Here is a 23,062-nt window from a genome sequence, read left to right on the forward strand (position 1 = left end):
ATGCTGGTCAGTACTGCACGTCGACAATCTCTTTTTCTCTCTTTTTAGCCAGATTTCGTTCTATTTCTTATCTCAACAATTTTAATACATACGAGAGAACTTACAACTAACCAACTTCTTACTTTTTTAAATGAGCGTTTGCAAATTTTATAAAATTGCTCCAATCGAAGGCCGTCAGGTTATGTTCTCCTTCTCGTATATGGTAGCCTAATTGTGAGTTAATAATGGGTTGATTTATAGCAGGAGGATCTGAATTTAGATTTGATTTGAGGCCGAATAAAGCATACACTTTCTCGGCATTTTTTAACGATAAAAATGTTCCTTTAGGGTCGGCCCAAAGATCTTTCGAAGCGTTCGTCGCATAAAGCGGTCTTGGTGCGATAGCGGCAATCAGCATGTGCTGATCTATGGGCAACGAATCCTCGTTATTATTGAATTTTTTATAATGTCCTGTAAACCAGTGCGGGAAAACGGTATTGATTCGACCAACTGTTTCGCCAAATCGCCTGCGGGATAGAGCAGCACCTGTGTTACCCGAACAATTAGTAACACATATTGCAAAACGTTGATCCTCGGCAGCCGCCCATAAAGACGCTTTGCCACCCCGTGAATGCCCCACAACGACTACCTTTTTCGCATCTATATCGGCATCTTTTTCAAAATAATCCAGTACGCGACTAGCACCCCAAGCCCAGGCACCAATGGCCCGCATACCGTTTTTTGCAGTCAATTGCTCAGGATATAACTGGAGCACTCCGTCTACGTATTTAGCCGTATCATCAGGAGCCAGATCGCTGACATGAAATGCCGCGATTGCATACCCGCTGTCAATTACCATTTCTGCCGGCCAGAAGTCACTTTTTTCCGCTCGGGTCGGGTCCGTATTATTTTTACCCCGATTATTGATCAGCACGAAAACCGGAACTGGTTTTTTCTGCTTGTTAGGGACAAAAAGAACAAGATTTATTTTTACCGGCTTATTATTATTTACGACCTCAATAAGTACTTCTTTCAAGGTTGCTTTACCACCCATTGCGCCAGCATTTTCATTTTTTATCGAGTAAGTAAGTTGTCCATAGGATCTAGGCATTTGGCCATACACATTCTCTTCAAAAAGTTTAATTATTTCCGGGCGCCTTACTTTTTCCCAGATCGCCTTGCTTTTAACAGCTACGTTACCAGTTGTTCTTAAAACGTCGGGTAACGTGTAAGGCGGAACTTTCGATTCGTCGTAATTTGCCTGAAAACCATTTTGGGCGTGCCCCTTGATTAGTATAACGAAAAAAAAGAAGGCTAAACTTTTTAAATATTGCATGACGATGGATTAATGGTAAAAATTATTGACCCCTGAATACGTTTGTAAAGCCTGTCAGCCTACTTAATTATCATCCTTCACCGATCAGGCTGACAGAGCGGTTTAAAGCTTTGTCAAAGGCAAACTCGCGCATTTAGTTGGAGGCTTAACAGGTATTGGTCAGTGGATTGCGTAACAAACTGACCACCTGTCCCTACATAATCTAAGATGATAATAATCAGAAAATTTACTCCATGAGATGGTCAGTTTTTGCAAAATAGCTGTCAGTTTCTACCAAAAGGAGAAGATTTATACCTCCCCAACATCCATTTTGTGGCGGAACATAAGAATCGCTACCGAAAACCGGGACCATGCCGTTTGGCAGGTCAAGATGGCGTTGTAGTAGTAAATTAACTACTCAACCCACTTTCTGAAAACAAGAAACAGCAAGGCCGGCGAATGGTCCACGGCAATGTATTTCCCACAGAAAGTTGAGCCATTGCCGTAATTGGCAACCGTAAAGCTGGCTCTTTTATGGCTTCATTACGACCGAAAATCTGTCGGCTGGACAGCAGGTATGCTGTCCGATATATGTACGATACGCTGCAATGAACAGACGGAATTTTGTAACACTCAGTGCTTCATCCCTTTGCCTGATTCCGGCACTGGGATTTAAGGGGATTATCCATAGAGTTCCCGCCAAACCAGCCTGGTTACTTGACTGGATAAAAATCAACGATCAGCAATTAGCCAATTATAAACCGATAAAGGTTACAGACCCAGCTAGTAGGTATGTTGGGGGTATATGAACGATATGGACATGCCGAATCCGCATTCTACGAGTGGGTTTATCATGCGGGCAAGCACTTTGATTGCCTGCCCGGAATCCGCTCATTATCAATCCAGAGAGGTTCTAAAAGAGGTGGAAGATGCGGCTCGGGCTTTGCTTAAGATGCAGCATACCGATGGCACGATTGATTTGCTGGAAACCAATTTCCATTCAACGCCCGACACCGCTTTCCTGCTGGAGAATATCATTCCGGCGTATAAATTTCTGAAGCAAGCCAATAGCAACGGTTCGGAAACAGCCATCGAATTACTAAAGACATTTTTGACAAAGGCGGGTGACGCCCTCAGTGTAGGAGGCATCCATACGCCCAACCACCGGTGGGTGGTATCGGCTGCACTGACAAAATTAAACGAGGTGTTTCCTGATCCCCGGTACACCAAACGCATCGACCAATGGCTGAGCGAGCATATTGACCTGGACCCCGACGGCCAATTCAATGAAAAGAGCACCAATACCTATTCGCCCATCGTTGATCGATCGCTGATCATCATGGCCCGAGGCCTGAAAAAGCCGGAGCTATATGAACCGGTTCGCAAAAATCTGATGATGACGCTTTACTACGTTCACCCGAACGGCGAGGTCGTGACGGAGGCTTCGAATCGACAGGACAAGGGCACCATCGGCACTATGGCCAGGTATTACTACTGCTATCGCTACATGGCCCTGCTCGACAAAAACGGTGAAATGGCAGCCATATGTCGGTTAATTGAGAAGACTTGTCCCTCAGAGCAACTGGCGGGCTATCTCGATTATTTCCTGGAAGACCCAGCACTCTGGAACGAACTACCCGCCAGCAAGCCCTTACCAACCAGCTACGCAAAAGCTTTTCCGTACTCAGGTGTCGTGCGTATCCGGCGAACGAACTGGGACACCACGCTCCTGTCGAACAATGCCAGCTGGCTCACCTTTCATAAAGGAAATGCGGTTTTACAAGGTATGCGAGTTGCGGCTTCCTTCTTCGGGAAAGGGCAGTTTCAAACCGAAAAAATTGAGCAGCAGGGCGATACGTGGGTTATGCAGAAATCGCTCGACAGCCCATATTATCAGCCAATTTCTGCCGACAAGATCGACCCTGAGGGTGATTGGGACAAAATGCCAAGGACCGACCGCCAACTGAGTGAAGTCCAGAAGCTTGATACGACGGTAAAAGTTAAAGAGGCAACCAATGGGCTCCAGATAGCTATTGACATTACAGGTACGGAAGGTGTACCTGTAGCTTTTGAACTCATCTTTCGGGCGGGTGGTACGTTGGCGGGTGTGATCAAACACCCGAAGAAAGACAATGCTTACCTTTTATCGGGTGAATCGGGCTCATATACAGTTGGTTCCGATACTATCAATTTTGGGCCAGGGAAAGCCGAACACAAAGGTGTGCAGTTGCGGGGAGCGCTTCCGGCAATGGATACGCCAACCGTTTATCTAACCGGGTTTACACCGTTTCACCATATACTTAATCTTTCGTAACCACTGGTCTATTGGTCAAACTTATATTCAACATCCTTCCCGTATTAGTCATAATCGGGAAAGCAGTAGCTATTTGCTTTGGCAGAAAACGTCCTCCCCGCTCTGATCAATATCGTTTCGCATTAAGTCACAGTTGACTTACAAAATTTAATCTGCTTAACTGGTTAGTCTGCCTAGCTGACGAAGTAGCTCATCATGGTGGGCAGTGATCGTTTCATACTGCTGGCGCTCCGCAACGAGTCGATCTGTCATATCAATAATTAAGCGACTTCCGGCTTCCAGATCAGAGAGCTGACTATAACTAAATAAAAGGCTCTTGTAAGCCTGGATAGCCTGGCGGCTACGAGCGATGTCGGCTTCGAGTAGTTGTAGTTGCTGATTAAGTTGCTGTCGTTGTGGCATGGTCATCGTGTGGTTGAAAATTTCGGTTACTACCAGCGTAATTCTATTTCTTCATAAAGAACCAGTCTTCTCATTGCAAGCCATTTATACTGAGTAGGACTTCGCCAGAATGAGCCCATCAGAAGCCGTGCACCAAACCTGAATAGGGCATTGTCGGCTCAGCTCTCTATAGCCTGTAATACTTCCTTAAATTCAGACAACGGGAGGGGTTGTCGTATCGCCTTACTGGCCTGTTGCCCCACCCAGGTAAAGGTGACCAGATAGTATGATTCGCCATAGAGTTGAGGTCTTGTTGACTCAGGATAATGTTCAATCAACAGCAGCCGTTGGGGCATCAGCTGGTACTGCTTCACGAGTTCGGTAGCCATCAATTCAGATGTTGTTGTAATACTGATTCTTTTCTGCGTCTCGGTTGCGATCACGATTTGCAACTCGCGGTCAATTCGAATCAGGCAGGTGCTGGCCATTCGACTGGGTGTCTGAAAGATAAAGATAGCTTCCTCCATGAATTAAGCCGGCAATACAGTTGATCTTCTGAAATTGACGGGCATTTGCCTGTACATAGTTTCGCCTGGGCCTGGGTAAGGCTCAACAAAATAGCCACCTGCCATCGACAAATGGCTATTTACACCCGCATCTGGATCAGCGATGAATTCCCAGCTGACAAACATGGCAATGAGATTGATTTAAGTAGGCTGGTATCCGGTGGTAGTCAAACGGATCAGGGCAAACTTCGACATATTCCCGGAAAGGATTGGCCTGGAATCGATTAGAAAAACCTTAGAAATTGTCGGCGGTGTTTTATTGCGATTGTCATCCCGCCAGAAATGTTGCTTAACGCTTTGTTCCAGGGGCTCAGATGATGCTATACGAACCAGTATGTACCGATAAAAAGGTTTGGTAACCCTACAATCAGATTCTTTATCGATTCTTAACCGATTGTTTTTCCCACGGTTTCGTTCCTGTTAGCCTTTTTCCTATGAGCATCCACATTGGCACTTCCGGCTGGAGTTACGATCATTGGCAAGGGGTTTTATACCCCTACCCCACCCCTGTCCATCAGCGGCTGGGCTACTACGTCCAACAATTCCAGACCGTCGAACTCAACAGCAGCTTCTACCGATGGCCTAAACAGGCCACCTTCACCAACTGGTATGAACGCTTACCTGCCGATTTCCGCCTGTCGGTCAAGGCTCCCCGAGGACTCACGCATGCCAAAAAGCTCTATGCACCCGAAATCTGGATGGAACGAATCAAAGCTTGCTGGCACCAGCTCCACCAAAAAAGAGCCGTTCTGCTGGTCCAGCTGGCCCCTCAACAGGAGTATGATTATGACCGATTGGCTTATTTCTTAGCCCAGATTCCGAACTGGATGCGGGTAACGCTTGAACTTAGGCACCCCAGCTGGCATACCGAAGCTATCTTTCGTCTACTGGAAGCACACCAGGTCGCTTATTGTATCATGAGTGGCGCTCACTTGCCCTGCATCCTGCGGACTACAGCAGATTTTGTGTATGTACGCTTGCATGGTCCAGACTTCCAGTATCTGTATGGAGGTAGCTATTCTGATGCAGATTTGGGTTGGTGGGCAGACCGAATCCGGGAATGGGCGACAATGGGTAAAGACGTGTATGTGTACTTTAACAACGATGGAGCAGGCCATGCCGTGCGTAATGCACAACGCTTACAGCAGTTGTTAACCAGCTAACTTTTTAAGGGATACTGTCGGTTATCAACAGGCAATTACACCATCTCAAACCAATAGCCACGAATTGATCGATGATCCACGGTGGATCAGCCAGACTATTGGACTTAAGTAGCAGAGAGGTAGCACCAGCTTCCTGGCACTGTCTGATCATATCAGTGACCAGCGACCGACCAATTGATACTGGGAATCGCCTTCAGAAGAGAGTGCGCTTTCAGGGAAGTTCATTGATGAAGCTCCCACTGCTGAGCCAGTTGGCCAAACAGGACCAACAGCAGGTCCATGGAAGGCGGCTTGGTCAAAAAACCGTTGGCCCCCAGCCTGCCCGCCCGCTCCTGATCGTCATAGCTCGACGAAGTAGTCAAAACAACGACCGGTATTTCCCGATAGACAGCATCCGCCCGCAGTTGTTCCAGAGCCTCAAATCCATTCACCCGTGGCATGTTCAAGTCCAGAATAATCAGGTTAGGTAACGTAACGCTTTGCCGGAGGGCAGGCAACAACTCCTCTCCATCACTCAACAGTTTGATGGCTATTGATGGATTTACTCGCTGAAGGGCAATCTCGAAGAGGTATTGGTCGTCCGTATCGTCATCGACAATCCAAACGTGAGCAGGGTTAATACTGGACATTCGTGGCGATAAGGGATGGGATGTAGGCAATCAATCGCTCAGGATACTATGCGTAAACATATCAAAAAAATCCCTCCACTTCCTTATAAAACGTAAAATTTGCCCCAAAATCTATTGCCATGAATGTGTAAGCGCTTGAGCAATGGAGGCTATCTGAGCGGCCAAACTAGTGATTTCTTTGCAAATTGTCGGTCTGATTTCCTCAGTCACCGGGGACTGGTACCTTATTACCCGGTAACGGGTCATCCATCAAACGATTCTAAACGGGAAAGTATATCCTAAACGTGGCGCCCTGACCTGGTTGACTACTGGCGGTAATGGCTCCGCCATGATTAGCCACCACCTTTTCACAGATAGCCAGACCAATACCCGTACCGGCAAATTCGCTTTTGCCATGCAACCGCTGGAACACTTGAAAGATGCGATCCAGATATTTTTCATCGAACCCAATTCCATTGTCCACTACATCAATCCGGTAGTAGTTTTTGGCCATTCGTGCTGGCTTTACTGAAGGTGGTAACTCACTCGCCTGTAGGGTATGGGCGGTGATTTGAATCACCGGGTTAACCGATGGCCGACGAAACTTGAGGGCATTACCTAGTAGATTCTGGAATAACTGGTTCAGCTGTGACGAATCTCCCTCAATGGTAGGTAATGGCTCCACATTAACCTCCGCTTTCGTTTCCGCAATCGTCAGTTCCAAGGTAGTCAACACCTGCTCAATAATCCCATTGAGTGGTACAGCTACGCTGGTGTTACCCTGCATGGAAATGCGTGAAAAATTTAATAGGTCCCGGATCAATGTAGCCATTCGGCTGGCCGCCGACTGCATTCGCTCAATATAAACCAACTCATCCCCCGATAATGAAGTCTGTCTCATTTTGAGTAAATCGCCGAACTGCTGAATCTTACGAAGCGGCTCCTGCAAGTCGTGAGAGGCTACGTAAGCAAACTGCTGGAGGTTAGCATTGGATCGATTCAGTTGTTGGACCGTTTCTTCCAATTCTTCATTGATGGCTGAATATTGCTCATTGCTAGCTGCCAATTCCTCATTGCTAGCCGCTAATTCCTCATTGGCGGCCTCCAGTTCTTCGGTGCGGAGCTGCACTTCGGTTTCGAGGGCCAGCTGAAGCTCCCGCTGGAGGGTAATATCCTGAGCGGTGCCATTCAACCGAATGGCTTTACCGGTGGCATCAAATACAGCCTTACCGTGCGTATGCAGGATACGTTTCTGGCCCGTTCTGGGATGAATGACGGTATAGATTTCATTGTAGACTCCGTCAGATTCAGGATTTAAGGCCCAGGCTAATGCCGATTCCACCCGCTGTTGATCTTCAGGCTGAAGGATCGGAATCATTTCCTGATAGTCCTTTCCTTGTGGGTCATACCCAAACCACTCGATTAAGCGGTCAGAGTAAGTAAGCCTGTTGGTGGTTACATCAATACTCCAGGTGCCCAGCTGCGCCAGTTCGATCGCCCCACGCAGGCCTGCCTCCGCTTCTTCCAGCTTTTGGCGAGCCAGTACCTGTTCGGTTACATCGATAACCGTACAGATGACCCCATAGACTTTACCTGTATGGTCAAACAACGGTTTGTAGTTATAATCGTAATAGCCCCCATTGGAAACGCCCTGTCTGATCAATTCAATGGACTCTGCCAATGCCACATGGATCTCGCCGGTAGCCAGTACCCGCTGGTATTGGTCAAAAAGTTGTGTTCGTTTCAATTCGGGTATGGTTTCCATGACTGGCTTTCCAATGATCGAAGCATCACGTCCAAAGATGGCGAGCATTTTTTCATTGGCTTCGCGCAGGATCATTTCCGGTCCTACATACACCAGTTTCGCGACGGGTGAATTGTAGAAGACGGTGCGCGAAAACCGCTCACTATCTTCCAGAGCCTGTCGGGCCAGTACCTGTTCGGTCACATCGACCGCCATATTCAGAATCGCATACACCTGCCCCTGCTCATCAACAATTGGCTGGTAGGTGAAATTAAAGTAAAACGTACGCAGCTCACCATCGATAACGAGATCACAGCGATCTGCCATCGCTTGATAAGCCTGCCCCGTGGTGTATACCTGATCCAGAATTTGAAGGAAGGGCTGATCGGCCAATTCAGGCAAGATGCTGGCTAAGGGTTTGCCAAATACATCCGGGCCTTTTCCCCAAAACCGGAGCATCGGTTCATTGGCCAGCTCGATAAGTAGATTCCGACCCACAAACAAGCCGGTGGCCACGGGTGCCTGCTCGATCAGGGAACGAAACCGGGCTTCCCGATCGGCTATTTTCTGGCGACTTCGCACCTGCTGGGTGACATCGGTAGCTACTACCAAAATACCGGTAAAACGCTCATCGGCTTCTCGAAGCGGCTGGTAGGCCAGATCGACATAAATAGTTTCCAGCTGATCATTGCGGACAATATCGGCCGCTACCTCCGGGGCAATAAACGGAACACCCGTTTCCAGCACACTTCTGAGTAGCTGGTCAAAGCCCTGACCGCCAAGTTCGGGTAAAGCCTCCAGTAGCGGTTTGCCAACGATCTGATCAAGTCGACGACCTACTAATTGCCCATAAAAGGGATTTGCCATGCGGAAGGTCAGATCTGGATCACTGATGATGGCAATCGCCACGGGTGATTGCTCAAAATAGGCCAACACCTGACGTTGACTTTCAGACAATCGTTGATGGGCAATGACCTGTTGAGTGGTTTCCTGACAGATGACCTGTACACCGGCGACCTTACCTGTTTCATCGCGAACTGGCCCGTAACTAAAGGTCCAGTATACATCCTCCAATCGACCATTTCGGTAAATCGGGATGAGTTGATCTTCGCTCCAGGTCGATTCACCACCGGCCATCACCTGATCGATCAGGGGCTTAATGGTAGGCCAGATTTCAGGCCAGCAGTCTTGTCCACGCTGTCCGAGAGCGGTTGGGTGTTTACCTTCATTACCCAGGCTAGGCCGATAGGCGTCATTGTAAAATTGAATCAGCTCAGGTCCCCACCATAAAAACATGGGAAATTTTGACGAGAGTAAGGTGCTAACGGTTGTCCGCAGGCTTTGGGGCCATTGATCAGGCGTACCAACGACCGTTTTCGACCAGTCATGATTGCGCGTGAGTTCTCCCATCTCACCTCCACCGGCCAAAAAAAGATAGTTATTACTGAAGTCGGCTGGTTTCAAGGCAGAAAAGTAGGCTAGTTCGTGTGCCAGGCTATCCTCTCCAGAGATGCCATAGCTTACACAGGTGGTTAGAAACTGATCGATCAAAGATAGGGCATGTGGCTAAAACATAGTAGACCAGTAAAATAAGAAAATGTTTATGCAGCGCCGTTGTAAGTTCCGGCTATAAACCATTATTCAACGCACAAAACACTGCTCCACAAATTCAGGTCTTTGGCTTCGAGCCATGCCACTCGACCAAACCAATAGAATAGTACAGAAATTATTGAGATAACGCGTCCTTCTTAGGTCTTTCGCTCAGTGTTGTGCAACCCAAACGGGAAGCGAAAGCGCTTAATCAAACGACCGAGTAAATGGAAAAAAGTGAAAAATAAGGCCCTTCCTGTTTCAGGGTGTACAATAAACCAGTCAAATCGGCGTTTTTGATCTGTTACGTTTCTTCAGCCCCACTGGTTCAACAGATGGGGCTTTTTCATTTCCTGATTCGCTCAACGACGCGATCATGTAAATCGTGTCTAATTCATCAGCCCCACAATACGATCAGAGACAGCAGGTGCTTGCCAGTAATCATTCTGTGCCAATCCTCAGACGAGACGTATGATCTGTTTCGACCGGAGGAAGGCAACCCGTGCAACAGCTATAACCTCCTCGCTGTGTCGGTTTGAAGAAACCGACACCATATCGTTAACAAAGCCATACCTATCGATTCCTTTATTGACGAATTTACCAATCAACAATTTGCCTGTTTAAACTGCCACCATTTGAAAAAAAAGCATCATTGTCACTATGAATGATGTACCGAAGAGTTTTTGGGAAACTATTTATAAGCATAACATAGCTAAAATGATTGGCGTCTGCTATCGATACACCTATAACAGGCAGATCGCAGAAGACTTAGCTCATGATGCTTTTCTGGTAGCTATCGATAAATCGTCAAGCTTTGAAAACAAAGGTTCTTTTGAAGCCTGGTTAAGGCGTATAGTGGTCAATATAGCCTTGCAATACCTCCGGGAGCAAAAAAAACAGAAGAGCCATCTGGACAGGATTGCCTACGTTATGGCTTCAACCGAATCTCAGGATGAAATTCAAAGCAATGAGGAAACAAACTTCTCTGAGGCTGAGCTCCTGGAAGCGATCGAGCATCTGCCCGAGCACCATAAACTCGTTTTTAATCTATACGTATTCGACAATTTCACGCATGCTCAAATCGGGTCCGAATTGGGAATTAGTGAGGGAACGTCAAAATCACATTTGGCAAGAGCCCGAAAGTCGATTCGGGAAATTCTTACGAAGAAGGTAAAAGGGGACAAAAAAAGGCAGAAGTTAGCATTATTACTTTTGATCCCGGATAAGCTTTGGTCTATAGATGATTTGTTTACCAGACAACTAAATTACTTCGAGATACAGCCTCGAAAAACAGCCCCAATCGATACAATCGATTTTAGTGGAATTTCATTACCAGAATTCAAGTCATCAACCATTTTCCCGGAAAACTACCTAAATACTGACATCTCAACTTTAGCAATTGTGGTGAATATAGCCGTGGTTTTGTTCCTGCATTTTAATTCTTATAAGGAAAAAGCTCCTGCGCTATTAGAAAATTCTACTATACAGTCAGGCGGTTTTTCCGATGCATATTCAAAAAAGAATCACGATAAAAAAGTTTTAATTTTTGATACAACAACTGCCACCTTTTCAGGTAATGGCATCATATCAAGTGAAAAAACTAAAACTATCGAGAAGATGAAAACAGTAAACACTTTAGCCACATTGCTCCTTACAGGCTCGACACTGGCTTTTGATTCGACAAACGTATTGAACAAACACCAGCAACCCGTTCAAGTAAAAAATCAGGAAATAATCGAAAATAATGCATCGAAAACGACGATACCAACAGAACTAATCAAATCAGATAACAAAGTAGATTCTTCTGAAATGTCTGGTACGTTTTATGCTTCAACATTGTTTTGGTCAGCCGAAAATAATGGGCTTTACCTCATGGGAAAGCACGTAAAGGTCAACCTCAATTCACAAAAGTTTAGCGGAAGCGGTACCTTTTCATTTATAAACAAAATAAATTACCTGGTAATTAATGGAACTCCAATGAAGTTAAATGAAACAATACAGTTATCTGACAAGAAATATAGCCTGGTCAAGTTGTCTGAAGCAGAGGCAATTAAAAAATATGGCGATAAGGGAAAATTAATCGTAGAAATAACGTTGGCTGAATAAATCATTAAAGCATATTTTTCTTACCATCCGTTTTATCCTGGCATCTGGAAACAGGACGTTAGTTGACCCGTAAATTTAGCTGATAAGCAGAAGAATAGGCATAAATAGCAAAGCTGGAATACACAGAATAAAGGCTTCATAGGGCTGGCGTACCATACTTGTCCTATAAGCACTCTGGTTAATACAAACGTAATGACAGACAATCGCCTGTCATTACGTTTGCATAAGAACTCATCCGGTACGCCAACTAAAGCACTATGGCAGGAACTTCAATAATATACCGGGCAACATCAACAAGCCATCTAAATAAATGTAATAGCTATAATCAGATTCAGTCCTGACGATACGGCCCGCTGATAGTGCTAACAACACCATGGGCAGGCTTAAGCAGGTTACTTGCCGCCAATCAAAGCCATTTACATACAATAGGGCAATCGATAGCCAGAAGCAAAGAGTAATGGCAACACTAAATAAGCGTAGCTGCTTGTTGGTTAGCATCGACACAATGGTCAGCCACCTCGAGTGACGATCCTGATCACGATCACGATAGTCAAAACATAAGGCAACACTGTAGATAAACAGGAATCGATTCAGAAGCAAAACGTTTATCAGGGGCCAGTCAGGATCGCCAACGGGTGGTACGATCAATAGAGGTACGGCTACCGTTCCATAAGTCCAGACCAGGGCCAGATAAGTCGTCTTTAACACAGCAATCCGACGCAAGGCATGAAATGGCGGCCAATTGATTTTAGGGGCGGTATACAAAAAAGTAAGCACGACAACCGGTAATAGATCGATCAGGTAGCGCATCAAGTGGCTTAACTGCCAGACTCCGACCAAAACCGCACTCATAAACAAGATGAGCAGTGTCAGTTTATTCTCCTTATTCCATCTCCCTCGTTGCGTAGAGGCTGTCGTATCGGTCAGAAACCAGTGCAGCGAATAGCTCCCCAGTGTACCCGCAAAAATGAAAAGTAAAAACGAGTTAGGTAGTTGTATAGCGAATAAGTCGGCTGTAGTCTGGCACATCACTACGGCACAAAGTGCGATATAAGCATTGCCAAAGATCAGAAATTGACCAAGAGCCTTTAAATAATGGCGAATCGAATGATTCATAAGCAATAATCGACTAGACTTATCCTAGTTCTAATACCCTTTATTGCGATAAAGTTTCCAACCTATTCCGGAGCAAACTGATAATTTGTTTACCTGTTTGTTGACTTATGTTTCCGACTTACGCTGCATTATTAATTGAGTTTGACCGGCTAGTAAGGGTCGGCCGGAGTGGCATCCTACAGTAATTTTGTAAGCTTTCGACCGCGACGGCAGACCGTAACTGGGTCAACAACAGCACTTGTCACCTTTTCAACCGATTGCCTTTCTCGTTACTCAGGCGAGTGATTATCCACTTATACTCACGGTTAGGGTGAAAGAAAAAAAGGCGTCCTATCGGCGAGTTTTCTCTACCGATAGGACGCCTTCCGTCAATAAGTTACCAGCCCGTTTAATGCCGGCTACCGCCAAGTGTATAGCCAGCCTTCACGCTGAAATATTCATTTTTCCCAATCAACTTAGCATTGGTAAATTCGTTGGTGACGGTTGTATCCTCCAGCAAATTGAAAGCTGCTTCGACGTTAAACTGGAAAATTTTAACACCTGCTCTTACCAGAGCTCCCCATTTATTCGTGATAGGCAGCGAATAATAGAGTGGTGTATTGCCTGCGCCCATTACCTGCTGGTCGCTCTGTGCGGCCCGAAAAAATCCGGCACCGGCACCGATGTAAGGGCGAAAGGCAGGGGTTTTACCAACTACATAATTGAGCGTCAACGCCCCCGACATAATTGATTTAGCCTGTGTGTTAAAATAAATGAGATTCCCCAATACTTCGGGGCGCTGGATAAAAGCCTGTTCAAACCGGATTCCAATATCGAAGTGATTCGTAATTCCATATTGCGGCTCAATGCTATAGACAAACCCTGGGCTGCTTCCATCTTTGTTACCAGACCGGTCGGCAGGAGACGCGTAGCCCACCGACAGATTTAATTTAAAAGGCTCCAGACGTTGGGCAGAAACAACGGTTGATACAAGAAAAAAAAGAGCAAATAGCGACTTGTGCATAGTGGTTTGGCAATTGAGGGAACGTGGTGAATACAGTAAATAAGAATACGCCTTAGGACGTCGTGCCAAGCCCGGAATGAGCTGCACAACCAGAACAAGGCTCTACTGCTGTTACCCTCAACGGTCTCAAACCGTTGCAATGTTCATGCTATTTTTATGTCTTTTTAACCGCGCCAGGTTATTTAATCCGATTCTGATCTTAAGAAATTGGCTGATAAGGAGCAGAAGTCCAGCTCCTTTAGCCCGAAAAATAACGATTGCCTTTACCTGCTCACTTGGCCGCAATAATAAGCACTAGCCCCAGCACATAACACAGGCCCATCAGGGTCAGATAGCGACTGGATGTAACCGGTGCACCCCGGAACTCATTCCAGATAAATACACCCCATAAAACCGCAATGATGGTTGCCCCCTGACCAAGCCCGTAGCTGATCGCATACCCCGCTTCGCCGGAAGCCAGCAAACTGGATGCCATTCCCAGACACCAGATCATACCACCCAGCATGCCAATGCCGTGATTACGAGTACTCACCTCGCCATATCGCACTGTACTATTGGCTGCTTTACCCGTAAAGCGACGCAGAATGGGCAAAAACAAGGGTGTGCTGATCACGACACCAAGGCCGAATAAAACCAGCGCCGTATAGGGCGTTAGTAGCCCCGGTGCAGGATTGGCGAAATCGGTAGCCATTGCTCGTGCCACGAAGTAGAAAAAGAAACTCATCAGGAAACCACCAACCAGCGAAATCACCAACCCGTTTGTGCTCACCGTTTGCCCAACGGTGCTCTTCGATCGATAGGCCAATGCACTGAAAACAACTGCCAGAAAGATGGCAAATACGCCACCCGACAGCAACCCGACATTGCCAATCGGTGATAAAATATAGTTGACCACTACGCCCAAAATCAAAGCCAGCCCAATGCCTACAGGCATAGCGACCGATAACCCCGCGAGTTCGATGCCAACAACAATGAGGATATTAGCGATATTAAACACAAAACCGCCCACCAAGGCATAGAGCAGATTTTGCCTGTCGGCCTGCCCTATGTCAGTCAGGAAAGACCGACCGGCCGAGCCCGAGCTACCAAGCGTGAACGCTAGTAACAGGCTCAGAAAGAGGATACCATAGGTATAATCGCGATAGAAAATCGTGGTCGGCACCGACTGAGTTGCTAATTTCTGTGTGTTCGCCCACGAGCCCCAGCAAAGCATCGTAACAAAACAGACAACTACGGCCAGTGGGTAGTGTGTAATAATAAACATAACCAACAAGAGGATTTAGGATGAGTCTGGGCAAGCTACAAAAATGCCCTCTTTACCACAACGCGATAAGTTGCCAGAAAAGCAGGCTTAAAGACAAAGCTACAGCCACCTATTGCCTACCTTTGTGGTCATGAATTACATCTATATTCTCTTTGCTTTTCTAGTCGGTTTAGCCATTACTGTTCAGGCAGGTGTGAATGCAAATTTGCGGCAGGCAATGGCCAGTCCTATTCTGGCAGCAGCCATTTCGTTCGGCTCCGGCTTTATCGTGCTGGTGCTGCTCTTACTGGCTTCGGGTGGCTCGGTTCCTCCGCTCGATACGGTCAAACAAGTAAGCTGGTGGAAATGGATGGGGGGCGCAATGGGAGCCGTTTATATGATCACAGTGATTGTCAGCGTACCCAAAATCGGTACGGCTAACCTCGTTAGCCTGAGCGTAGCGGGGCAATTACTGGCCGCTGTAATTCTCGATCATTACGGTTTTATGGGCTTTGCACTCCACCCCGCCAACGGCTGGCGATTACTCGGCCTGGTGCTGATCATGGCCGGAGTATTACTGGTGGTGAAAAACTAAGTCTGCTATTTTCGGTTTACAGATTTCAGTAGACTGGCGCATCAACCGTAAACCGAGAACTGTGATAAATTACCGTTTCTATCCTTCCCTCCTGAATGTATTTTCGCATTATCTGGGCGGAGGGAATCTCTCTGCACAGGAGTTGATCGACTCGATCAATCGTGTGCCAACACCGACCACAGCAGCGCAGGAGCGTGGTATTTCTTTTGAAGAAGCGGTCGTAAAAGGTACCGACGAAGATCGTTTTGATGCCGAAATTCTCCGAAAAGTCCGTAAGCTTCTCCCCCGCCCTATTGTCGAAACGCAGGTCTATTGCCAATGGCAGATTGACGATGTGTTATTCTACGGCTATGTCGATCTAATCGGAAAATTCAAGGCCGTCGATATAAAGACAACGGCCTCTTACCAGCCCGGCCGCTATGTTCATAACCACCAGAATCTGTACCTCCACGCCCTTAAGCGCAAAGGGATCAAACTCATGGAATACGTGATTGCTGAATTTCAGCCAGGTGGCCGTACCGAAGCATATGTCGAGAGTTATACCCTGACCCACCCGATCGATAAGCAACTGGAGGATATTCGTTTATTCAAGGCATTTCTGGAAGAACACCGACCGCTGATTACAGATAAAAAAATATTCGTAGCACCAGGCGACGATGCCGACGCCCGACGACACTAACCAGCCATTTATACTGAATGGATAATCTGCTTGTGCCTACCCGGCCAGCCCTGATCAATGGCCGGCCGGAATTGTAGGGCTTGTTGGGCACTCAAAATGTATACTTAGCTTATCCTGATTCGCACGATGTAAAAATGCGATCAGGTGTTTGGATTGTCGGCATTAGTAATACTGTTGTCAGTCCGACCCCCGATGGGAAGGGTCGGCTGACGCAGTGGGTACTACTCACCTATCATGTGCAAGACGTTTACGTTGCTCGAACGGCTACTTCCTGCTATCTACTGTTTTCACCCGATCGGTCGTTGATTAGCGTGTCCAGATCGGTCAATGCTTTTTCGTTTACTACTGGCTTATAGTCATTTATCTGCCCCATGAATCAGATCAGCGGTTATGCAGGAAGCGTTTCATTGTTTAGCGGCCAGTTTATGTTCCCGCTGCAATTCCTTTGCTGTCGCTTCTACTTCGCGAAATACGCGCAGGAAATTTCCGCCCCAGAGTTTTCGAATCTCTTCCTCCGAATAACCGCGTTTGAGCAATTCGCGGGTCACATTAGGCAACTCGCCAACATGAGCATAGCCGGTTACGCCACCGCCATGATTGAAGTCAGAAGCCAGGCCAACGTGATCGATGCCGATCAGTCGAACGGCGTAATCGACCGCGTCCAGGTAATCGGCCAGGTTGGTGTATTTGTAGCCACTACTCGAGAATTCACGATAGGCAGCCTGAAATTTCTGATAATCGGCTGCATTGAGTTTCGACTTGGCATCGTCGCCGGGTTGCAGACCAAACGGCTCCCAAACGTTCTTTTTGTAGTTAGCTAACTGCTCTGCCGATGGGTGCAAGTAGGCCGAAAAGGCGACAATACTCACCACACCCCCATTGGCAGCAATGGCTTTGAGTTCGTCATTATTGAGGTTACGCGTAGCATCGACCCGCCCCCGCACCGCCGAATGAGAAGCAATAACAGGTGCACGACTCAACTGAATTGTCTGCAAAACGCCTGCTGGTGTCAACTGCGACACATCGATAATAGCGCCGAGTCGGTTCAGGTCCGAAACCGATTGCCTGCCCAACGCCGATAATCCACCCAGTTCGTCGGGTTTGTCGTCAAATCCCACCGACGGCCGTGATGAATCAGCCCAGTCGTTGTTACCGGCATGCGTCAGACCAAACACCCGTACACCCTCCCGGTGAAGCAATGACAACTGAGTCAGGTCTTTACCGAGCGAGAAAGCATTCAGAAAGCTTAGTAAAATGGCATGTTTCCCTTTTGCCGGAATCCGTTCCAGATCGGCCGCCGTGTAGGCAAATTCAAGCCGGTCGGGGTGCTGGCTCACAAACCGACGTAATGCGGCCAACTTCGTATCGACCTCTTTTCGGGCTGTGGCAATATTTTCCGGGGTCTTTTTGGCCGTACCGGCAAACAAGGCCACCGTCGCAACGTCAAGGTCGCCCCTTTCCAGTTTCGGCAGATCAAACTGGCCTTTTGTTTCCGTTCCGGCATCATTACCGGCGGTGTTAAAATCAGCAAGAATATCCAGATGCGGATCGATGGTTAGGGCGTATTTATGCACCCGACGCACGACCGCATCGGTTAGGGAGTCTGACTTGACCGGAACTTGCTGTGCACTGGCCGTAAGCCCAAGGGCTAACGACCAGGCAAGCCCGGTGGTGAAAAACTGGGAAGGTATCATAGTGTAGCTTGATGAAAGTTGATTTCTAGTTGTTGATGAAGTGGACACGTAACAATCACCTGATTATCGTTTTTACCGACTCGCGACTGCACTCGACGATATAGCTACCAGCGTTATGTCGAGTGAGAAGTCGTCGTAAATCGCTTTGTCGCCAATAGTTTCGAAGAAGCTTTTTGAGCCATAGTTGATGCCATATTTTGTCCGGTCAACCGTTACGTTGGCCGTTGCGGTCAGCCTGTTATTTTCTGTTTTAAACTGAGCCGGAAATTTGATTTCGTTCGTAATGCCTTTAATGGTCAGTTTCCCCTCCACATCGTATTTCCCGATGCCCGTTTGCGTTACCGACGTGATGACGAATCGGGCCGTCGGATACTTTTCTACCGCGAAAAAGTCGTCATTTTTAAGGTGCCCTACCAACTTGGCGTTCTTATCCGCATCGGTTAAATCAGTCACGGTCAACGCCTTCAGGTTAACCTCAAACGAACCACTTTTCAATTTCCCTCCTGTCAGCAACAGCGAACCGCTACTGATGGGAGCCAGTCCCGTATGCTCACCGGTTACTTTTTTACCCGTCCAGATTAGTTTGCTCTGTTGGGTATCGACTTTATACGTGACTTCTTTCGATTTTGGCGGAGTCGGGTTTGCAACCGAAATCAGCGAGAGGGCCGTCAGGCCAAACAGGAGTTGGATTGTCTTTTTCATAGCGATCTTCCGAAGCGGCATTTTTTTGTATTTAGTTTCTGGATTTGATATATCGGAACACGAAACTTTTGGCCCTACCCGATAGTCCTAGCCAACAGATAGATATACAAGTGGTCATCGAGTCATGACAAAATTCATATTATCTATTTGTTCTATAGAATTTATAGAATATAGTAGTGAATACCGATATGGTGACTCATCAATAATTAGAATTTTCTGATTAAAGCGAAATCAGCCGAATAGAACGACTCAACAGGAAATGAGATTTGGGAAGCAGACAGTTCCGGGAAAATGAGAAAAGCAGCGTTTGGCGTGCGTAATCATGGAATGTAAATTTATAGTTCCTATCGAAGTAGGCAGGTTAGCACTATCGCCAACTGGCAAGTTGCTAAGGGTTCAAAGAGCCTGTCTCTCCCCCTTTCGGTATAAATCCACAGCTACTTTGCAGGTAGTAAGTGTAAGATCGCTCAAAGATAAAAGACTCGTTTCCAGAAAAGCAAACTTCTCCTATAGATTTTGTTATTTTTTTATTTTTCCAACTAGTAATGGCCTTCACTTTACGTAAGCCTGAAATCAGAAGGTACAAAAACCGGCTATTCGTTGCCGGTGAATAAATCGTGTAGGTCGAACCGTTCGTTTGGCCCGCGCAATTTTGTTTACAGAAGCGATACAAATACAGATTTAAACCATCCAGTAAATTAATCCAGCACATAGAGCAAGTCGTAAGGAGTGTGTTGTAGCATACCTTTTCGTATTTTTGACCCTTCACGACCCAATTTTTTCGCTCATGCCTTATTGTCGGCTCCTGATTATTACTTTCATCAACGTTATTTTTCTCACAAAGGCTTTTTCGCAGTCAACAACCCCTTCTTTCCTGCAACTTAATGCCAGTCAGAACCGCTGGGCCGACTCGGTCTTTGCAACGCTGACACCCGATGAACGCATCGGTCAGTTGATCATGGTTTCGGGCTACTCGAACCGAAAACCCGCCTATGAAGATTCGCTCGTCAATCTGGTTAGAACCTACAAGCTTGGCGGAGTAGTCATGTTTCAGGGAGGGCCAATCCGGCAGGCAAAACTCACCAATCGCTTACAGGCGCTTTCGACGGTGCCCCTTTTAATTGCGATGGACGCCGAGTGGGGTCTGGCCATGCGGTTGGATAGTACGGTTCGCTACCCCTATCAGATGACCCTCGGAGCCATGCAGGGCAACGATTCACTCATCTATACCATGGGGGCCAATCTGGCGAAACAAGCCCGTCGGTTAGGTGTTCATGTCAACTTTGCCCCCTCGGTCGATGTCAATAATAATCCCAATAACCCGGTTATTAACTTTCGATCGTTTGGAGAAGATAAATATGCGGTTGCGCGCAAAGCCCTTGCCTATATGCGGGGCATGCAGGATAACCATCTGTTAACCAGCCTGAAACACTTCCCCGGCCATGGCGACACAGGTACCGATTCGCACTATGATTTACCCCTGATCAATAAAAGCCGGGCGCAACTCGACTCGCTGGAATTGTATCCGTTCAAACAGTTGATCAACGCCGGGGCTGCCGGTGTGATGATCGCTCACCTGAGCATCCCCTCCCTCGACACAACCCGTAACCGCCCCTCAACGCTTTCGCCCGCCATCGTCACCAACCTGCTCAAAAACGAACTGGGTTTTCAGGGATTGATTTTCTCAGACGCGATGAACATGAAGGGCGTTACAAAATATTTCCCGTCTGGTCAGGCCGATGAGCTTGGTCTGGAAGCGGGCATGGATGTCCTGGAGTTTACCGAAGATGTTCCGGCGGCTCTGGCTCAGATTAAACAGGCAATAGCCACCGGTCGCATGACCCAGGAATCGCTGGACGCCCGCTGTCTGAAAGTGTTGCGCGCGAAGGCGTGGGTTGGTTTGAATCAATATAAACCCATTGTGCTCGATAATCTGGTCAGCGACCTGAATCCGGTTAGCGATGACCTGCTCAACCGCAAACTCACCGAAGCGAGCCTGACTGTTCTGAAAAATACCAATAACCTGTTGCCCCTGCAACGGCTGGATACATTACGGATTGCATCAGTAGCCATCGAAAGCGATAAGGTAACGGCTTTTCAGAAAATGGCCGCCAACTACACACTGGTTGACCACTTCAATATTACCTCCAAAACCCCCGATTCGACACTGGCTCAGGTTCGGGATTCGCTCAAAAATTATAATCTGATTCTGGTCGATGTGCATCTGAATAACATTCGGCCTGCGGTCAAGTATGGCCTCCAGTCTAAAACCGCTGGTTTGGTCAGTGAGTTAGTGGCGACGGGCAAAGCCGTGGTTACAGTCTTTGGCAATGTTTATGCGCTCGATAAGTTGACCTTTCCGGCCGATACTGTTCTTGCTAGCCGCAACATCGAGCAGGCTCGGGCCATTTTGATGCCCTATCAATTGACTACCTACGCCGAAGAACTCTCGGCCCAGTTGATTTTCGGCGCGATTGGTGCATCGGGCAAACTCCCCGTAACGGTTAACCAACGCTTCCGTGTGGGCGATGGACTGGCGATCAAACCACTTGGCCGTCTGAAATACACGATTCCGGAAGAGGTTGGCATCGATAGCCGTTACCTGATGCAACAGGTTGATTCACTGGTTAATGTTGGGCTTGCCCAGAAAGCGTTTCCGGGCTGTGTGGTACAAATGGCTAAAGATGGCAAAGTTATTTTTCACAAAGCGTATGGTACACATACATACGATGCATCACTGGGTGCTGAGCCTAAGCCAACGCAGTTAGACGATCTGTTCGATATGGCATCCGTAACGAAAGTAAGTACCTCCACACCCGCCCTGATGAAGCTGGTCGATGAAGGTAAGTTCAACCTCGACGGTAAGATGGTCGATTACCTGCCCTGGCTCAAGAAATCGAATAAAGCCGATTTACGATGGCGCGATGTGCTGACTCATCAGGCCCGGTTGAAAGCCTGGATTGCTTTCTGGAAAGACACTAAAAATGAAGATGATTCCTGGAAACCCAAAACGTTCAAAGCCGAGCGCTCCGGCCGCTATCCCATTGAAGTGACGGATAGCCTGTTTGAATTCAGGAAATACCCGAAAACGATCTACCAGCAAATTAAAGATTCGCCACTGAACGAAAAGAAAGAGTATGTCTACTCTGACCTATCGTTCATTCTGTATCCACAGGTAGTGAAGCGAATAACGAAAACGAATTTCGAAGATTACCTCAAAACAAATTTCTATCGGCCATTGGGCGCTACGACGCTAACCTACCATCCCAGAAATTTCTATTCGCTCAATCGCATTGCGCCGACTGAGTATGATTCATTGTTTCGCAAAACACTGATCTGGGGGCGCGTTCATGATGAAGGAGCTGCCATGCTCGACGGCCTGTCGGGCCATGCGGGCTTATTCGGAACTGCAAATGACCTGATGAAATTAGTAGAGATGTATTTGCAGAAAGGCAATTATGCGGGTCAGCAATTTATTTCAACCAAAACGATGAATGAATTTACCCGTTATCAGTTCCCTGAACTGGGCAATCGGCGCGGACTTGGGTTCGATAAACCATCGTTCAAATACTCTGGTAATGCCCCCCAATCGGCCACTAAGGACAGTTTTGGGCATTCAGGCTTTACGGGTACGTTCATTTGGGTTGAACCGGCCTACAATCTGGCCTACGTTTTCCTGTCGAATCGCGTCTATCCGACCCGCAACAATAATCGAATTAGCGAGTTGAACACGCGAACCAACGTGGTTGAAGCGTTATATCGGGCGGTTAAACGTGGCATTCAATGAAAAACTACCTGATCCACTTACTGAACTACGAGCTCTGGGCGAACCAACGTGTCATTGAAGCGATAGAAGGTATTGACAATCCACCAGCGCGGGCACTTGCCGTGATGGGGCACATTTTATCCGCGCAACAGGTCTGGTTTGGCCGAGTGACAAAAGAGACGACATTTGTTTCCATCTGGGAGGATATTCCGGTAAGCTGGATGGGCGAAACCGCCGAGCGTCAACATCGAAAAATAGTCAGTTATATCAACGCTCTTGCCGAACCGGAATTGTTACAATCTTTTGATTACGTTACGTCTAAAGACCAACCATTTCAAAGCACCCTGATCGACATTGTGACGCACATGAGCCATCATGCGGCTTATCACCGGGGACAGGTAGTGCAACTCATACGCCCGATGTTGAAGGAAGCGCCCATCACAGACTTCATTGTCTGGGTCAGGGAAGAGTAGCTGCCAGAAGTTTTGAGAGTCGTTT

At 47.2% G+C, this 23,062-nt stretch carries 18 protein-coding genes and 1 riboswitch; of the genes, 8 read left to right on the top strand and 10 right to left on the bottom strand.

Going from position 1 to position 23,062, the window contains the following annotated elements; translation table 11 throughout:
* Positions 1 to 118: 118 nt before the first annotated feature.
* Positions 119 to 1,315, bottom strand: coding sequence for a glucuronyl esterase domain-containing protein (locus tag G8759_RS26760; protein WP_167215304.1), 1,197 nt, complete (start codon positions 1,313 to 1,315; stop codon positions 119 to 121).
* 784 nt (positions 1,316 to 2,099) lie between these two features.
* On the opposite strand from G8759_RS26760, the gene G8759_RS26765 reads away from it, so the two are divergent.
* On the top strand, positions 2,100 to 3,608 hold the full coding sequence (locus tag G8759_RS26765; RefSeq protein WP_317166729.1) for a hypothetical protein: 1,509 nt from the start codon (positions 2,100 to 2,102) through the stop codon (positions 3,606 to 3,608).
* A 156-nt stretch (positions 3,609 to 3,764) separates the two neighbouring features.
* On the opposite strand, the gene G8759_RS26770 is transcribed toward G8759_RS26765, so the two are convergent.
* The gene (locus tag G8759_RS26770) at positions 3,765 to 4,010 is read right to left on the bottom strand and encodes a hypothetical protein (protein ID WP_167215307.1); all 246 of its coding nucleotides are present in this window, start codon (positions 4,008 to 4,010) and stop codon (positions 3,765 to 3,767) included.
* A 158-nt stretch (positions 4,011 to 4,168) separates the two neighbouring features.
* Complete coding sequence (locus tag G8759_RS26775; RefSeq protein WP_167215311.1) at positions 4,169 to 4,516, bottom strand: hypothetical protein; 348 nt, start codon at positions 4,514 to 4,516, stop codon at positions 4,169 to 4,171.
* 111 nt (positions 4,517 to 4,627) lie between these two features.
* On the opposite strand from G8759_RS26775, the gene G8759_RS26780 reads away from it, so the two are divergent.
* Together G8759_RS26780 and G8759_RS26785 are read left to right on the top strand one after the other, a co-directional pair.
* Positions 4,628 to 4,783 (top strand): hypothetical protein, encoded by a 156-nt coding sequence (locus tag G8759_RS26780; RefSeq protein WP_167215314.1) that lies wholly within the window; start codon positions 4,628 to 4,630, stop codon positions 4,781 to 4,783.
* Positions 4,784 to 4,989: 206 nt separating this feature from the next.
* A complete protein-coding gene (locus G8759_RS26785; protein WP_167215317.1) occupies positions 4,990 to 5,718 on the top strand; it encodes a DUF72 domain-containing protein in 729 nt (242 codons plus the stop codon).
* A gap of 221 nt (positions 5,719 to 5,939) precedes the next feature.
* On the opposite strand, the gene G8759_RS26790 is transcribed toward G8759_RS26785, so the two are convergent.
* On the bottom strand, positions 5,940 to 6,347 hold the full coding sequence (locus G8759_RS26790) for a response regulator (RefSeq protein WP_167215320.1): 408 nt from the start codon (positions 6,345 to 6,347) through the stop codon (positions 5,940 to 5,942).
* Between the two features lie 259 nt (positions 6,348 to 6,606).
* Entirely contained in the window at positions 6,607 to 9,480 is a 2,874-nt protein-coding gene (locus G8759_RS26795; protein WP_197933170.1) for a PAS domain-containing protein, read from the bottom strand.
* Between the two features lie 840 nt (positions 9,481 to 10,320).
* On the opposite strand from G8759_RS26795, the gene G8759_RS26800 reads away from it, so the two are divergent.
* Positions 10,321 to 11,766, top strand: coding sequence for an RNA polymerase sigma factor (locus G8759_RS26800; protein ID WP_167215327.1), 1,446 nt, complete (start codon positions 10,321 to 10,323; stop codon positions 11,764 to 11,766).
* Between the two features lie 255 nt (positions 11,767 to 12,021).
* On the opposite strand, the gene G8759_RS26805 is transcribed toward G8759_RS26800, so the two are convergent.
* From G8759_RS26805 to G8759_RS26815, 3 genes are all read right to left on the bottom strand, one after another.
* Entirely contained in the window at positions 12,022 to 12,882 is an 861-nt protein-coding gene (locus G8759_RS26805) for a UbiA prenyltransferase family protein (protein ID WP_167215330.1), read from the bottom strand.
* A 388-nt stretch (positions 12,883 to 13,270) separates the two neighbouring features.
* Positions 13,271 to 13,885, bottom strand: a complete 615-nt coding sequence (locus tag G8759_RS26810) for an outer membrane beta-barrel protein (protein ID WP_167215333.1) — start codon at positions 13,883 to 13,885, stop codon at positions 13,271 to 13,273.
* Between the two features lie 271 nt (positions 13,886 to 14,156).
* Positions 14,157 to 15,149, bottom strand: coding sequence for a multidrug DMT transporter permease (locus tag G8759_RS26815; RefSeq protein ID WP_167215336.1), 993 nt, complete (start codon positions 15,147 to 15,149; stop codon positions 14,157 to 14,159).
* A 130-nt stretch (positions 15,150 to 15,279) separates the two neighbouring features.
* Here G8759_RS26815 and G8759_RS26820 point away from each other — a divergent pair, with 130 nt between their 5' ends.
* Together G8759_RS26820 and G8759_RS26825 are read left to right on the top strand one after the other, a co-directional pair.
* Complete coding sequence (locus G8759_RS26820; protein WP_167215339.1) at positions 15,280 to 15,723, top strand: DMT family transporter; 444 nt, start codon at positions 15,280 to 15,282, stop codon at positions 15,721 to 15,723.
* Between the two features lie 61 nt (positions 15,724 to 15,784).
* The gene (locus G8759_RS26825) at positions 15,785 to 16,402 is read left to right on the top strand and encodes a PD-(D/E)XK nuclease family protein (RefSeq protein WP_167215342.1); all 618 of its coding nucleotides are present in this window, start codon (positions 15,785 to 15,787) and stop codon (positions 16,400 to 16,402) included.
* A gap of 404 nt (positions 16,403 to 16,806) precedes the next feature.
* Here G8759_RS26825 and G8759_RS26830 read toward each other — a convergent pair whose 3' ends face one another.
* On the bottom strand, positions 16,807 to 18,096 hold the full coding sequence (locus tag G8759_RS26830) for a dipeptidase (RefSeq protein WP_167215345.1): 1,290 nt from the start codon (positions 18,094 to 18,096) through the stop codon (positions 16,807 to 16,809).
* A 72-nt stretch (positions 18,097 to 18,168) separates the two neighbouring features.
* A complete protein-coding gene (locus tag G8759_RS26835) occupies positions 18,169 to 18,798 on the bottom strand; it encodes a YceI family protein (protein WP_167215348.1) in 630 nt (209 codons plus the stop codon).
* Between the two features lie 332 nt (positions 18,799 to 19,130).
* A riboswitch (SAM riboswitch) is annotated at positions 19,131 to 19,230 on the bottom strand.
* A 355-nt stretch (positions 19,231 to 19,585) separates the two neighbouring features.
* Here G8759_RS26835 and G8759_RS26840 point away from each other — a divergent pair.
* On the top strand, positions 19,586 to 22,585 hold the full coding sequence (locus G8759_RS26840; protein WP_167219299.1) for a glycoside hydrolase family 3 N-terminal domain-containing protein: 3,000 nt from the start codon (positions 19,586 to 19,588) through the stop codon (positions 22,583 to 22,585).
* Positions 22,582 to 23,037, top strand: a complete 456-nt coding sequence (locus G8759_RS26845) for a DinB family protein (RefSeq protein ID WP_167215351.1) — start codon at positions 22,582 to 22,584, stop codon at positions 23,035 to 23,037. Before G8759_RS26840 ends, G8759_RS26845 begins: the two co-directional genes overlap by 4 nt.
* Positions 23,038 to 23,062 lie beyond the last annotated feature (25 nt).

Source organism: Spirosoma aureum (genome assembly GCF_011604685.1).
Classification (GTDB): Bacteria; Bacteroidota; Bacteroidia; order Cytophagales; family Spirosomataceae; genus Spirosoma; species Spirosoma aureum.

Coding starts and splice junctions, on each gene's coding strand:
- G8759_RS26810 (WP_167215333.1), bottom strand. CDS start 13,885: ATGCACAAGTCGCTATTTGCTCTTTTTTTTCTTGTATCAACCGTTGTT.
- G8759_RS26800 (WP_167215327.1), top strand. CDS start 10,321: ATGAATGATGTACCGAAGAGTTTTTGGGAAACTATTTATAAGCATAAC.
- G8759_RS26785 (WP_167215317.1), top strand. CDS start 4,990: ATGAGCATCCACATTGGCACTTCCGGCTGGAGTTACGATCATTGGCAA.
- G8759_RS26840 (WP_167219299.1), top strand. CDS start 19,586: ATGCCTTATTGTCGGCTCCTGATTATTACTTTCATCAACGTTATTTTT.
- G8759_RS26805 (WP_167215330.1), bottom strand. CDS start 12,882: ATGAATCATTCGATTCGCCATTATTTAAAGGCTCTTGGTCAATTTCTG.
- G8759_RS26775 (WP_167215311.1), bottom strand. CDS start 4,516: ATGGAGGAAGCTATCTTTATCTTTCAGACACCCAGTCGAATGGCCAGC.
- G8759_RS26765 (WP_317166729.1), top strand. CDS start 2,100: ATGAACGATATGGACATGCCGAATCCGCATTCTACGAGTGGGTTTATC.
- G8759_RS26830 (WP_167215345.1), bottom strand. CDS start 18,096: ATGATACCTTCCCAGTTTTTCACCACCGGGCTTGCCTGGTCGTTAGCC.
- G8759_RS26780 (WP_167215314.1), top strand. CDS start 4,628: ATGGCTATTTACACCCGCATCTGGATCAGCGATGAATTCCCAGCTGAC.
- G8759_RS26835 (WP_167215348.1), bottom strand. CDS start 18,798: ATGAAAAAGACAATCCAACTCCTGTTTGGCCTGACGGCCCTCTCGCTG.
- G8759_RS26820 (WP_167215339.1), top strand. CDS start 15,280: ATGAATTACATCTATATTCTCTTTGCTTTTCTAGTCGGTTTAGCCATT.
- G8759_RS26760 (WP_167215304.1), bottom strand. CDS start 1,315: ATGCAATATTTAAAAAGTTTAGCCTTCTTTTTTTTCGTTATACTAATC.
- G8759_RS26795 (WP_197933170.1), bottom strand. CDS start 9,480: ATGGGAGAACTCACGCGCAATCATGACTGGTCGAAAACGGTCGTTGGT.
- G8759_RS26815 (WP_167215336.1), bottom strand. CDS start 15,149: ATGTTTATTATTACACACTACCCACTGGCCGTAGTTGTCTGTTTTGTT.
- G8759_RS26845 (WP_167215351.1), top strand. CDS start 22,582: ATGAAAAACTACCTGATCCACTTACTGAACTACGAGCTCTGGGCGAAC.
- G8759_RS26770 (WP_167215307.1), bottom strand. CDS start 4,010: ATGCCACAACGACAGCAACTTAATCAGCAACTACAACTACTCGAAGCC.
- G8759_RS26790 (WP_167215320.1), bottom strand. CDS start 6,347: ATGTCCAGTATTAACCCTGCTCACGTTTGGATTGTCGATGACGATACG.